The following is a 13,216-nucleotide window of genomic DNA, read 5'->3' as shown; positions in this document are numbered from 1 at the left end:
CTGTTTTGTCCGACAAATTCATTCCTATCCAAGCCTATGACAAGCCTGCGGGCGGTTTCGGTTCCCTGCGCGGCACGGCCAGCGCGCTGAGCGGCAACGGCGCCTTTCCCGCCCTGCAAACGCTGCCGAGCGTGAACCAGCCGCAAGGCATCGATTGCCCCGGCTGCGCCTACCCGGATTCGCCGACCGACAAAGCAGTGGATTTCTGCGAGCAGGGCGCCTGGGCGATTTCGCACGAAGCCACGCCCAAGCGTGCCACGCCGGCGCATTTCGCCAGGCACACCGTCACCGAATTGCGCCGCTGCGAGGAATGGCAGCTGGAAGCCATCGGCCGCCTGACCGCGCCCATGCTGTACGACCGCGCCAGCGACACCTACCGCGAAATCGAATGGGAACAGGCCTTCACGCTGGCCGGCGAGGCGCTGCGCGCGCTGGACAACCCGAACCGCGCAGTGTTCTACGCGTCCGGCCGCAGCAGCAATGAAGCGGCGTTTCCCTACCAGCTGTTCGCGCGCGCCTTCGGCACCAACAATCTGCCCGACTCGTCCAACTACTGCCACGAGGCGTCCGGCGACGCGCTGCGGCTCTCCATCGGCGTTGGCAAATCCACCGTCACGCGCGAAGACTTCGAGCACGCGGAAGCGATATTCGTGTTTGGCCAGAACCCGGCCACCAATCACCCGCGCATGCTGGGCGACCTGCGCCACGCCAAGCTGCGCGGCTGCAAGATCGTGGTCTTCAATCCGCTGCTCGAGCGCGGCCTGCAGAAATTCACCGACCCGCAAGCGGCAGGCGAGCTGCTGACCGGCGCCAGTACGCCGATCGCCGACGAGTACTGCCAGGTGCGCGTGGGCGGGGACATGGCGGCCATTACCGGCATGATCAAGGCGCTGCTGGAAGCCGATGACGCCAGCAGCGCGCCGGCAGGTCTGCTGGACCGGGCCTTTATCGCCGAACACACGCAAGGCTTTGCAGCGCTGGAAGCGGTGGTGCGCGGCCAGTGCTGGAACGATATCGAACGCGACAGCGGCCTGGCGCGCGCACAGATCGAGCACGTGGCCCGCATCTACGCGCAGTCCAACGCCACCATCAGCACCTGGTGCATGGGCCTGACGCAGCACGAGTACGCCATCGAGACCATCCAGATGCTGAGCAACCTGATGCTCTTGCGCGGCAACGTGGGCAAGCCGGGCGCGGGGCTGATGCCGGTGCGCGGCCACTCCAATGTGCAGGGCGACCGTACCGTAGGCATTACCAACCGCCCGCGCGCGGAGTGGCTGCAGGGCCTGGAGCGCGTGTTCGGCTTTCAGCCGCCCACCGCGCCTGGCCTGGACGCGGTGGCTACCATCAATGGCTTGCTGGACGGCTCGGTGCACGCCTTCACGGGACTGGGTGGCAATTTCGCGGTGGCCGGGCCGGACAGCCCGCGTGTGCTGGACGCGCTGTCGCGCTGCAAGCTCACCGTACACATCGCCACCAAGCTCAATCGCACCCATTTGTATCCCGGCGAGCTCGGCTTGCTGCTGCCATGCCTCGGCCGCACGGAATTCGACCGGCAGGCTGGCGGCCAGCAATTCGTCAGCGTGGAAGACACGGCCAGCATGGTGCACGCATCCACCGGGCGCAACCGGCCCGCCAGCGGCAAGCTGCGCTCGGAACCGTTCATCGTGACGGAACTGGCGCGCCACACGCTGGCTGCGGCGAAGCCGGCGCTGCAGATAGATTGGGCCCTGATGGGCCGCGACTACGACGCCACGCGCGACTTGATCGAACGCGTGGCGCACGGCGCCGTGGCCGGGTTTGAACACTACAACGCCAACATCCGCCGCAAGCGCGGCTTCCATCTGCCGAACACTGCGGCGCTGCGGGTGTGGAAGACCGACAGCGGCAAGGCCAACTTCGCGCCGCACGCACTGCCGCAGGACACCATCATGAAGCGCGCCCGGGCCATGCACGGCGAACGCGTGGTATGCCTGGCGACCGTGCGTGCGCACCGCCAGTACAACACCACCGTGTACTTCGATCCGAAGGGGGAAGTGGACCGCTACCGCGGCGTGCACCATACGCGCAAGGTGCTGTTCGTCGGACCGGCCACGCTGGCGCGGCTCGGCTTCAAGGACGGCGACACCGCCAACCTGCGCGCCGCCTCGCTGGACGGCGTCGAGCGGGTGGTGGAAGGTTACCGGCTGGTTGAGTATCCCATCCCGAGCGACGACGTGTTTGGCTATTTCCCCGAGCTGACGCCGTTGTCCTCGCCGGATCTGACGGCGCGCGGTTCGAACACGCCGGCCTTCAAGGAAGTGCCCATCCTGATCGAGAAAGCCTGATATGGACCGCCTCGACGCCATGCGGATGTTTGTGCGCGTAGTGGAGGTCAACAGCTTCAACAAGGCGGCGGAGGGCATGTCGCTGCCGCCTTCCACGGTCACGCGCGCGGTGAAGGAACTGGAGGCGCACATCGGCGTGCGCCTGCTGCAGCGGACCACCCGCCGCCTCAGCCTCACGCCCGACGGCACCATCTACTACGGCCATTGCCGCCGGCTGCTGGACGAGTTGGACGAGGTGGAGGCCAGCTTTCCCGGCAACTCCGGCCAGCCGCGCGGCAAGCTGCGGGTGGATATGACGCCGTCCTTTGCCCGCAATTTTGTCATCCCTTCAGTGAGCCAGTTCCTGGACCGCTATCCGGACGTGCAGATGGCCGTCACCGTGAGCGACCGGCCGGTGGACCTGGTGCAGAAGGGCATAGACTGCGTGATCCGCGCCGGCCAGCCGGAGGATTCCACTTCCCTGGTGGCGCGCCAGATCGCCAGTTTCGGCTGGATGGTGGCTGCCGCGCCGTCTTATATAGAGAAGTACGGCGCGCCCCAGACGCTGGACGATTTGCAGCACCACGTGTCGGTGGGCTATCTGCTGGGCCGCACGGGCAGGGCGATGGACTGGATTTTCAACGATGGCAACACCACCATCAGCGTGCCCATGAAAAGCCGGCTTTCCTCCAACGACACCAGCACCTATGTGCAGGCCGGCTTGCAGGGCCTGGGCCTGATCTGCACCGCAGCCTACCTGGTGCGGCCGCACGTGCAGTCAGGCGCGCTGGTCCAGCTGCTGGCGCAGTACAAGGCGCCGCGCGTTCCCGTCTCCGTGATGTATCCGCAAAACCGCCACCTGTCGCCGACCGTGCGCGCCTTCATCGACTGGATAGGGGAGCTGATGGAAGAATCCTCGCCCAGTTAAGGAGTGCGGTGTTCCGTGTACAGGCTGACCCTGCCGATCGACAGGGCAGCGGTGGACCGCATGGCGTTACGCGGCTTGAGCAGGACCTGCAAATGCTTCTGGTCCCATTCCGGCTTGCTGCGCAAGCGCGTGAACACTTCTGTGATATCCAGCGCCGCATGCGCAGAGAAAGGCAGGGCGCCTGCATAGCTCTCGTCGCATGGCGCAGTGCAGGGCGGCACCCCAAGGTAGACCTCGAACACCGGCGGCAGGCCTTGATCGACCATGTCCTCGAAATTCAGGAACACTGCCTGGTAAGCGCCGTCGGTAGCGGGGGAGGCGCCGACCAGGCTCAGCGTCGGCAAGCGGCTGGGCGGAGGATGGTGGGCGGACGGCAGGAAGCGCAGCGTGATCACATGCGCGGCGGAACCCAGCACTTGCGGCTCGGAGGTGGCGGCGAACAGGCGGGGCACGGCGGTGCGATTCATCGATGGCTCCGGGGAAGGTCGCTATCGTTTCAGTATAGACACTAAATCGCAAACGACATCGAACTCGAGATTACAGTTTATATTGTCGAGTAAAAATACTGTATGGAATACTGTATGGTATACTGTGTTTATGACCAGTAAATTTACCTTGATCGACCTGGAGCCACTGACCGGGCAGGCCCGCCGGGCGGACTTGAACCCGTACCGGGAAATGCCCGAAGACGCGCTGACGGATGCCCGCACCGACAGCGAAATCGCGCGTGAATTCATCGGCCATGGCGAACTGAGCGCCAAATCCCGCGCCAACACGCAGAAAGAGCTGTTTCGCTTCCTGACCTGGTGCCGGGAAGAAGCCGGCAAATCGCTGCGCCAGTTGCAGGTGGCCGACCTGAACGCCTACAAGGAATTCCTGCGCGAACCGCCGCCGGACTGGATATCGACCACCAAGTGGCCGCGCACCGACCCGCGCTACAGGCCGTTTACCGGGCCCTTATCGGACCCGAGCCGGCGCCAGGCCATGATCGCGGTAAAGGGATTGCTGGCGTTCGCCGAGCAAACCGGCTACCTGCGACGCGACCCCGGCGCCTTGGTCAAGCACGTGAAAACCCGTGGCGCGAGCCGCATTACGCGCTATCTGAACCAGGACGCCATCAACCTGGCCCTGGCCGCCGTGGCAAACCGCGCCGCCGACTTGCCCGCCGAATTGCGGCGCCGCGCGCGCGACCTGTTCCTGCTGCTGGCCTACGCGCACACCGGCGCGCGCCTGAACGAAATCGTGAGCGCCAGCATGGGCGACGTGTACACCGAGGGCGGCGGCCGCTGGTGGCTGGACTTGCTAGGGAAAGGCAACAAACCGCGCCGCGTGCCGGTGCCGCCGGAGCTGCTGGACGCCTACCGCGCCTACCGCCAGGCTTACGGCCTGCTGCCGCAAACCGGCCGCGCCGACCGCACGCCACTGGTGCTCTCGAGCCGCAGCCGGGAGCCGGCGCGCCTGACGGACGAAGCGGCATCGAATGCACTGAAAGCCGTGTTTGCTGCGGCGGCCGGCGAGGCTGCAGCCCAAGGCGACGCCGATATGGCGGCCACGCTGCGCCAGGCATCGGCGCATTGGCTGCGCCACAGTATGCTGACCAACCACGCCAACAACGGCGTGCAACTGAAGACACTGCAGGATACGGCGGGCCATGCCAGCATTGCCACCACGGCCGCCTACCTGCACAAGACCGACAACCAGCGCCATGACGAAATCATGGCGTCGGTGAACGGCCAGGGAACTGCCTGATTGCTTGAGGATTACTTGACGCTGCGGCGGCGCGCGAACGCCAGGGCGCCCAGGCCCAGTGCCAGCAAGGCGATCGAGCCTGGCTCAGGCACGGTGGTTGGTTCCAGGCGTTCGTTGAACCACACGTGATGGTTCGACAGCGTGCCGGCGATACCGGCCGCGCCGGAGCCTTCCAGGATGACGCCGTTGTTCTGGCCATCGCCAAAGCCGACCACCGCCTGGTTGTTATGCGTGTCGGCGATTTCCCAGCCCATGCGGCCGTAATAGAAACCGATCGTGCCTTCACCCACCGGTACCAGGTAATCGGTGCCGCGCAGGATCAGCTGGAAGCTGTTCAGCAGGTCGCCGTGTTCAGCGAAGTAGCCAACGTTGTCCCAGGTGATGATGATCTGGTTGGCCACGTCGGTACGCACATGCACTACGCCGCTGTTGATGTGGCGTGTGTCCACGTCACCGAAGAACGGCGCGACGATCGGCAGGCTGGTTTCAGTCGGACCCATGGGGTTGTAGGCCGACAGGCCGCCGCCGAAGGTCACGTTGCCGTTGTTGTTGATATACAGCGAGCTGTAGGAATTGCCGAACAGGTTGACATTGAAGCCCAGGTCGATGGCGCCGGTATAGCCGTCGTCGTTGCGGCCATCAGCCTGGCCGACGTTCGCGGCGTTGCCGCCGCCGGTGGTCACGACGATGTCGCCGATGCCGCCGCCGATCACGTCGGTGTAGTAGCCGGCCGACGCTTTCAGGGCGTTCTGCGAAACGGTGGTTACGGTGGCGTTGGCAGCCAGGCTGGTGGCAGCGAACACGACGCTGGCGATCAGTTTAGGAAGAATCTTCATTCGGTAGGTTCATTCTGAAAAGTTGGAGGTGCAGCCCTTACAGCAAGGATCATGCCATTTTTATAAGTCTTTGTTTTTAAACAACTGACTTGTGTCATGATTGTTTTACTGTAAAGATTTTCGACACGTTTAATTTCACATTCTCAACATTCAGCAGGACGCGTCCTTTGCCATGCGCCCGAAACAACGGATAATGGCGGCCAGATCAATTTGTACGAATTTGGAATTCCCCATGGAAATTAAGGTCAACTTCCTCGACAAGCTTCGCCTCGAAGCAAAGTTCGATGACTTCACAGTGGTCGCCGACCAGCCCATCCGCTACAAGGGCGACGGCTCCGCGCCTGGCCCGTTCGACTATTTTCTCGCCTCGTCGGCCTTGTGCGCCGCTTATTTTGTGAAGCTGTATTGCGACACGCGCAATATTCCGACCGAAAATATCCGCTTGTCGCAGAATAATATTGTTGACCCGGAAAACCGCTACCAGCAGATCTTCAAGATCCAGGTTGAATTACCGGCCGATATTTCCGCCAAGGACCGCCAGGGCATCCTGCGTTCCATCGACCGCTGCACCGTGAAAAAGGTAGTGCAGGCCGGTCCGGAGTTCGTTATCGAAGAAGTGGACAACCTGGATGCCGACGCGCAGGCGCTGCTGACGCTGAAGCCGGCAACCGACGCCAGCACCTTCATCCTGGGCAAGGATTTGCCACTGGAGCAAACCATCGCCAATATGTCGGCCGTGCTGGCCGGGTTGGGCATGAAGATTGAAATCGCGTCTTGGCGCAATATCGTGCCCAATGTCTGGTCGCTGCATATCCGCGATGCGCATTCGCCGATGTGCTTTACCAATGGCAAGGGCGCGACCAAAGAAAGTGCGCTGGCCTCGGCGTTGGGCGAATTTATCGAACGCCTGAATTTCAATCACTTCTATGCCGGCACGTTCTGGGGCGAAGACATCGCCAGCGCCGACTTTGTCCATTTCCCGGACGAACGCTGGTTCAAACCCGGCCGCAAAGGCGCACTGCCGGCCGAAATCCTGGACGAATACTGCCTCGAGATTTACAACCCGGACGACGAATTGCTCGGGACGCACCTGTACGACACCAATTCCGGCAACGTCGAGCGCGGTATCTGCTCCTTGCCGTTCGTGCGCCAGTCGGACGGCGAAACCGTGTATTTCCCATCGAACCTGGTTGAGAACCTGTTCGTCAGCAATGGCATGAGTGCCGGCAATACGCTGGCCGAAGCGCAAGTGCAATGCTTATCGGAAATCTTCGAGCGCGCTGTGAAGCGCGAAATCCTGGAAGGCGAAATCGCCTTGCCGGATGTGCCGTTGGAAGTTCTGGCGAAATATCCCGGCATCCTGGCCGGTATACACGGCCTGGAAGAGCAAGGTTTCCCGGTCCTGGTGAAAGACGCGTCGCTGGGCGGGCAATATCCCGTCATGTGCGTTACGCTGATGAATCCGCGCACGGGCGGCGTGTTTGCGTCGTTTGGCGCGCATCCCAGCCTGGAAGTGGCGCTTGAGCGCAGCCTGACGGAGCTGCTGCAAGGGCGCAGTTTTGAAGGCCTGAACGACTTGCCTCGGCCGACGTTTGCCAGCAATGCGGTCACTGAGCCATACAATTTCGTTGAACACTTCATCGATTCCAGCGGCATCGTATCCTGGCGCTTCTTCAGCGCCAAAGCCGACTACGACTTCGTCGAATGGGATTTCTCCGGTCAGGGCGAAAACTCGAACGCCGAGGAAGCCGCCACCTTGTTCGGCATTCTCGAAAACATGGGCAAAGAGGTGTATGTGGCTGCCTACGAGACGCTGGGCGCGGCCGCATGCCGGATTCTGGTGCCTGGTTACTCCGAGATTTATCCAGTCGAAGACCTGATCTGGGACAATACCAACAAGGCTCTGTCGTTCCGCTCGGACATCCTGAACTTGCACCGCCTGGATAGCGCAAGTCTCGAAGCGCTGCTTGACCGCCTGGAAAATAGCGAACTGGACGATTACGGCGATATTGCCACCTTGATCGGCATCGAGTTCGACGAGAATACGCCTTGGGGCCAGCTGACCACGCTGGAACTGCGGCTGCTGATCCAGCTCGCCTTGAAGCAGTTCGAGGAAGCCAAGGAGCTGGTCGAAGCCTTCCTGCAGTACAACGACAACACCTTGGAGCGCGGACTGTTTTATCAGGCCCTGAATGCGGTGCTGGAAGTGCAGCTGGATGACGATCTGGAGCTGGAAGACTACGTCGTCAATTTCCGCCGCATGTTCGGCAACGAGCGGATGGACGCGGTGCTGGGTTCGGTAGACGGCAGCGTGCGTTTCTTCGGCCTGACGCCAACCAGCATGAAGCTGGAAGGCCTCGACAGGCACGAGCGCCTGATCGATAGCTACAAGAAGCTGCATGCGGCACGCGCCAAGGTTGCAGCCTCCAGATAAGTCGATGTAGGCCATATCTGGAAAGATGACGTTCCCCGGGAAGACGCTTGTTTGGACCGGGGAACGCCAAAAACGCCAAGTCCAGCGGATTCTCGAAACTTCGCATAATCTATATTATGTCAAATGAGGTTTCCGCCGGACTCGCCTATCGAGGGCAATACGGACATGGTTGGAACGGCTGAAAATGCCTGCCGCACCGGAGCCTGCAGCACTTTAAAAGGTCCAACACTTCACGCTTTCAGACGCCTGCCAACAGCAGGCGTTTTTTTTTGGACTGCCACCAGCCGGTACTGCTTCCGACGGCAAGCCTCCCCGAAACGCCCGCCACGCAGATTGTGCAAATGCCAGTAGCTGTTCCGAATCAGCTGGTACATCTCAAGTCGCTCCGACTTAGACAACGGGTCAAATGGAAATAGCTCTAATTGCGCCGGCGGCGTGGAACCCATCGATCGATTCCGAAACACCTTCTGACACTCATCGGGCGTGCACGATGCCCCGACCTCGCGCGGCATGCAGATCAACAACTCGGCCGCAGTGCTGCAGGCGGCGGTCGAAGGCCATGGCGTGGCGATGGCGCGCAGCGTGATGGCGCACGACGACATCGCCTCGGGGCGGCTGGTGCGACTGTGCGGCGATATCACGTTCGAGTCGCCGCTGGCCTATTACATCGTGTACCGCCCCGAGTCGGCTGGCTTGCCGCGGCTGGTGACATTCCGGGGCTGGCTGTTGGAGGAAGCCGCGAGGTAGCGACATACATGGCATGCCTTGCGCGTCGATGCGCAGGGCATGCCGGCCGATCCAGTTTAACTCAGCGAGATTCGGGCTCGATCAGGACACGGCCGGCGACGCCCGCCTGTTCGCCCGCCCTGCCTTCGACCGGTACGCTTCGGCTACGTCGGACCAGCCTGGCTGCGGTACGCCGCCTCCGTGGCGTTGCTCCGTGCCGCACTGCTCTACAATTCACCATCGAAGCAACTCATTGAGGCTGGCATGTGGGCGAAGATCTGGACAACCGTCGAACAGGAGTTCTCCGACCTGGGTGACGTCTCCGACATCACCCGCGTCTGCATCCGCCTGACGGTGGCGGTGGCGCTCGGCGCGATACTGGGCTACGAGCGCGAGTCTGTCGGCGCATCCGCCGGGCTGCGCACCCATATGCTTGTGTCGCTCGGATCGGCGCTGTTCGTGCTGGTTCCCCTGCAGGCCGGGATGGCAATAACGGACGTGTCGCGGGTACTGCAAGGGGTGACGGCCGGCATCGGCTTCATCGGCGCCGGCGCCATCCTCAAGCAAGAGAACGAAAACCAGATCACGGGACTGACAACCGCAGCCGGCCTGTGGCTGACGGCGGCCGTCGGTGTGGCGGCCGGCATGGGCCGCGAGGCGACCGCCGTCCTGAGCGCCCTGTTCGCGCTGGCGATCCTGTCCATGCTGCGTCATGGGCGGGCGGGGAAGAACAAGCCTGCCGACCACTGCGAGAAGCAGGACGATACGGTGCCCAAGTGAGTCCTCCGGCCGCCCTGCTCCGCGCCGTCAAGCTTGAAACCGGCCATGTCCGCTTATGATTTTCGAGCATCAGCCGATTTCACTTTGCGGCCGCGCGCATTTCGTTTAGCATCGTCCGCGATGAAAATTACGCCCGCCATACCTGCCCGCCTTGATGTGATCGATGCCCTGCGGGGCTTCGCCATCGTTTCTATCATGCTCGTGCATAACGTCGAGCATTTCGACCTGATCTACCGGCCGCCAGGCCTGACGGAATGGCTGAAGTCACTGGATTCGGCGGTCTGGGACTCCATCTTCTTCCTTTTTGGCGGCAAATCGTACGCCATTTTCTCGCTGCTGTTCGGCGTCACCTTCTTCATCCAGCTGCACGCCCGGCAACAGCGCGGCGAGGACTTCCGGACACGCTTCGCCTGGCGCCTGATGTTGCTGTTCGGGTTTGGCCTGCTCAATTCACTGTTCTACCAGGGCGATATTCTCGCCTTTTACGCCACCGTCGGGCTGCTGCTGATTCCCGTTGCGCGATTGGGCAACAAGACCGTCTTCCTGATCGCGCTGGTGCTGATGCTGCAGCCGGTGGAGTGGCTGGCGTTGATCAACGCGCTGCAGCATCCCGAACTCAAGCTGGCAGACCCGGCTTCCTGGGCCTATTTCGGCAGGGGTGCCGCCTACCTTCGCGGCGACTCGCTCCTTGCCACCTTGTACGGCAATTTCACCAACGGCAGGATGGCGGCGCTGCTGTGGAGCTGGGAAAACGGGCGCATGTTCCAGATGCCGGCGCTGTTCATGTTGGGCATGCTGGCCGGACGCTTGTCGCTGTTTGTGCCCTCGCCCGAAAGCAGGCGTTTCTGGACCAGGACCCTGCTGGCGGCATCGCTGCTGTTCCTTCCCTTGTTCTTCCTGAAGTCCGAACTGCGCGGCCTGGTCTCCGGCGAGGCCGTGCGCGAGCCGCTATCGGTCATGCTTGCCACCTGGTCGAACCTCGCTTTCATGCTCGTACTGGTGTCGGGCTTCGTGCTGCTGTTTCAGGGCGGCACCCGGGAGCGCCTCGTGAGCATCTTCGCGCCGCTGGGCCGCATGAGCCTTACCAGTTACTTCACGCAGTCAGTGGCGGGATCGTTCATCTACTACGGCTATGGCCTGGGCCTGTACAAGGTCACCGGCGCAAGCCAGTCGCTGCTGATCGGGCTTGGCCTGGCACTGCTGCAAGGCTGGTTCAGCGTCTGGTGGCTGCGCAGGCATAAACAAGGGCCGCTGGAAGCGCTGTGGCACCGCGCCACCTGGGCCGGCCGCAGCACCGGTGGCGGCCTCAAGGCCGTGCAGAATTAGTCGACGGTCCTGGTCAGCTCCATCTTGAACGGCGCCGCCGGCAGGTCGTCCGTGCTGTATAGGTTCACATAGGGCGCATCGGCCCAGGCATAGCGCACATGGGTCGTGCCTGGCTGGTTGGCCCCTTTCAGTACGACAGTGTCGCCTTGCGCCACCGCCAGCGCGTACCGGCAAGCTTTGCCGGTACAGGTTTCGAAGCCGATCGCATGCCCGGCGCTGTAGGTGCGCAAGCCGCCGCCGGTGTTCCTGAACTTGACCAACAGGTCGTCGCCGGACCGCGTAACGCCGGTCGCTTCCGGCCCACCGGGCGCAATCGCTTCACCGTAGGCCACTGCGCGGGCCGCGAGCGCCAGCCGCTCGCCGACCACGGCTTTCTGCGGTGGATGAATGTCGGTGCGGTCGCCCACGTCGATGGAGACCGCCAAGCCGGCACGCCGGTCGTTGCGGACGGTCATGGCCTGGGCCTCGCGCAAGCGTGCCCAGTTCGACTCCCCCGGCTGTGCCGCCACGCCGCCGAACGACGACAACTGCACCACGAGAAATGGTAGCTCCGGCTGGGCAAAGGTCTTGCGCCAGTCGGCAATCAGCAACGGCAGCAAAGTCTCGTACTCGCTGGGCTGCCCTGCGTTGGACTCGCCCTGGTACCACGCGGCCAGCTTGAACTTGTAGCCGGCCAGCGGCGCGATCATCGCGTTGTGCAGGGTTGACAAACTGGTCGGGATGTCCCACGGCGAAGGCGGGATCGACAAGCCCTTCGCGCGCATGCCAGGCTGGTACTTCCATGCCGCTGGCAAGGCAATCAAGTTCCCGTCACCCGTCCTGATGGCGCGGTTCTCCGGTCCACCTGTCAGCCCGCCTCCGCTGGCGCCGCCCAGAACCCGGACCGCGATCACATTGCGGCCCGCTTTGAACACGCCTGCCGGCACGGCGTAGTCGCGCCACACCCACGCCGTGCTGCCGCCGCCAACGCGCACGCCGTTGACCCAGGTACTGTCATAGGTATCGATGGGGCCGAGCTGAATCGCGTTGGCAGCTTTCGCCTGTGCCTCGTCAAGCGTGACGGTGGTGCGGAACCACGCGGCGCCGTCGAAGCCTGCCAGCGCGGGAACGCCGGCATCCTTCCACGATCCCCTCGGCGTCAGGCTGGGCCATGCCGAATCGTCGAAGCCGGGCGAGCTCCAGGTGCGCTGCGCCTTCGCTTGCGGGTCGTGCGCTTCCCACCACTGCTCGTGCCGGCGCGCTTCGTCGGCCATCGCCTTGACGGGATTGCTGGCCATATCGGCCAGCGCAGCCAGCTGCCTGGCATAGGCCGGCAATGTCTTCAGCGACGACGGCCCAATCCAGCCCTGTATGGTGGTGCCGCCCCAGGTTGCCCCGATGAAGCCGACCGGCACCTTCTGGCTCTGTTGCAGGCTGCGTGCCATGTAATAGCACACCGCAGAGGCTTCGCCCACACTCTTCGACGTGACCACCTTCCATTCCGCCGGCCGTTTCAGGTCATCTTGGCGGGCGGGCTCGCTGGCCATGTGAATGTTCAGGAAGCGCAATTCGGAATTGGCGGGAAAATCAGACCATGCGCCGGTGGAGAGCCGTACCGGGAACGCCATGTTCGACTGTCCGCCGCACAGATAGACGTCGCCGATCATGATGTCCTTGAGCGTCGTTGCGCCGCTGCCGTCGCTTACTGCCAGCGCATGGGGGCCGCCGGCCGTCATCGCAGGCAAGGCCACGCGCCACCGGCCATCCGTCCCGGCGTTGGACTCGGCAGCCGTGCCGCCCAGGTTCACCATGACGCGCCGCCCGGGTGCCGCAGTGCCCCATACGGTCAAGGGCTCGCCCCGTTGCAGTACGGCGTGATCGCTGAAAACGGCTGCGAAGGCGGGCGCCGCTGCCTGCGCCCGCGCCGCCGGCCAGGGCGACGAGGCAATCAGGATGACGGCCAGGCCGGCCAGGCGGGTGCGGAAGTGTTCATTCATACGGGTATAGGATGGGTGGTGTCGGTAGTGTGAAGTTTGGCGTTATTTCGCTCCGTGGAACAGCCCACCACCATCACTAAAACCGCCAAGGTGCGTTATATTTTTTGCTCGATGGCCTTGGAAAATCCGATTGCAACGCGCGTACAATGTATCTT

At 63.1% G+C, this 13,216-nt stretch carries 9 protein-coding genes and 1 pseudogene; 7 read left to right on the top strand and 3 right to left on the bottom strand.

What is annotated here, in order from left to right; translation table 11 throughout:
• Positions 1-5: 5 nt before the first annotated feature.
• Together ASD15_RS19175 and ASD15_RS19170 are read left to right on the top strand one after the other, a co-directional pair.
• On the top strand, positions 6-2,327 hold the full coding sequence (locus ASD15_RS19175; protein WP_057156608.1) for an FdhF/YdeP family oxidoreductase: 2,322 nt from the start codon (positions 6-8) through the stop codon (positions 2,325-2,327).
• Between the two features lies 1 nt (position 2,328).
• A complete protein-coding gene (locus ASD15_RS19170; RefSeq protein ID WP_057156607.1) occupies positions 2,329-3,234 on the top strand; it encodes a LysR family transcriptional regulator in 906 nt (301 codons plus the stop codon).
• Here the strand turns inward: ASD15_RS19170 and ASD15_RS19165 are convergent.
• Complete coding sequence (locus ASD15_RS19165) at positions 3,231-3,701, bottom strand: hypothetical protein (RefSeq protein ID WP_057156606.1); 471 nt, start codon at positions 3,699-3,701, stop codon at positions 3,231-3,233. The two genes, ASD15_RS19170 and ASD15_RS19165, sit on opposite strands and share 4 nt — an antisense overlap.
• A 130-nt stretch (positions 3,702-3,831) precedes the next feature.
• On the opposite strand from ASD15_RS19165, the gene ASD15_RS19160 reads away from it, so the two are divergent.
• Positions 3,832-4,983 (top strand): tyrosine-type recombinase/integrase, encoded by a 1,152-nt coding sequence (locus ASD15_RS19160; RefSeq protein ID WP_057156605.1) that lies wholly within the window; start codon positions 3,832-3,834, stop codon positions 4,981-4,983.
• 11 nt (positions 4,984-4,994) lie between these two features.
• On the opposite strand, the gene ASD15_RS19155 is transcribed toward ASD15_RS19160, so the two are convergent.
• Positions 4,995-5,819, bottom strand: a complete 825-nt coding sequence (locus ASD15_RS19155) for a nidogen-like domain-containing protein (RefSeq protein ID WP_057156604.1) — start codon at positions 5,817-5,819, stop codon at positions 4,995-4,997.
• A 232-nt stretch (positions 5,820-6,051) separates the two neighbouring features.
• Here ASD15_RS19155 and ASD15_RS19150 point away from each other — a divergent pair, with 232 nt between their 5' ends.
• The 4 genes and pseudogenes from ASD15_RS19150 to ASD15_RS19135 all read left to right on the top strand — a co-directional run bounded on the left by ASD15_RS19150 (position 6,052) and on the right by ASD15_RS19135 (position 11,085).
• Positions 6,052-8,253 (top strand): OsmC domain/YcaO domain-containing protein, encoded by a 2,202-nt coding sequence (locus tag ASD15_RS19150; RefSeq protein ID WP_057156603.1) that lies wholly within the window; start codon positions 6,052-6,054, stop codon positions 8,251-8,253.
• A gap of 477 nt (positions 8,254-8,730) precedes the next feature.
• Positions 8,731-9,000 (top strand): annotated as a pseudogene (locus ASD15_RS19145) (LysR substrate-binding domain-containing protein); the annotation flags it as partial.
• A 243-nt stretch (positions 9,001-9,243) separates the two neighbouring features.
• The gene (locus tag ASD15_RS19140) at positions 9,244-9,759 is read left to right on the top strand and encodes an MgtC/SapB family protein (protein WP_082551952.1); all 516 of its coding nucleotides are present in this window, start codon (positions 9,244-9,246) and stop codon (positions 9,757-9,759) included.
• Between the two features lie 45 nt (positions 9,760-9,804).
• On the top strand, positions 9,805-11,085 hold the full coding sequence (locus ASD15_RS19135; RefSeq protein ID WP_229418260.1) for a DUF418 domain-containing protein: 1,281 nt from the start codon (positions 9,805-9,807) through the stop codon (positions 11,083-11,085).
• Here ASD15_RS19135 and ASD15_RS19130 read toward each other — a convergent pair.
• Complete coding sequence (locus ASD15_RS19130) at positions 11,082-13,061, bottom strand: sialate O-acetylesterase (RefSeq protein WP_057156601.1); 1,980 nt, start codon at positions 13,059-13,061, stop codon at positions 11,082-11,084. The genes ASD15_RS19135 and ASD15_RS19130 overlap by 4 nt on opposite strands.
• Positions 13,062-13,216 lie beyond the last annotated feature (155 nt).

It is taken from the genome of Massilia sp. Root351, assembly GCF_001425045.1.
In the GTDB taxonomy this organism is placed as follows: Bacteria; Pseudomonadota; Gammaproteobacteria; order Burkholderiales; family Burkholderiaceae_D; genus Rugamonas.
Note: the sequence above shows the minus strand (reverse complement) of the source record. Positions and strands in the feature narration are given on the sequence as shown.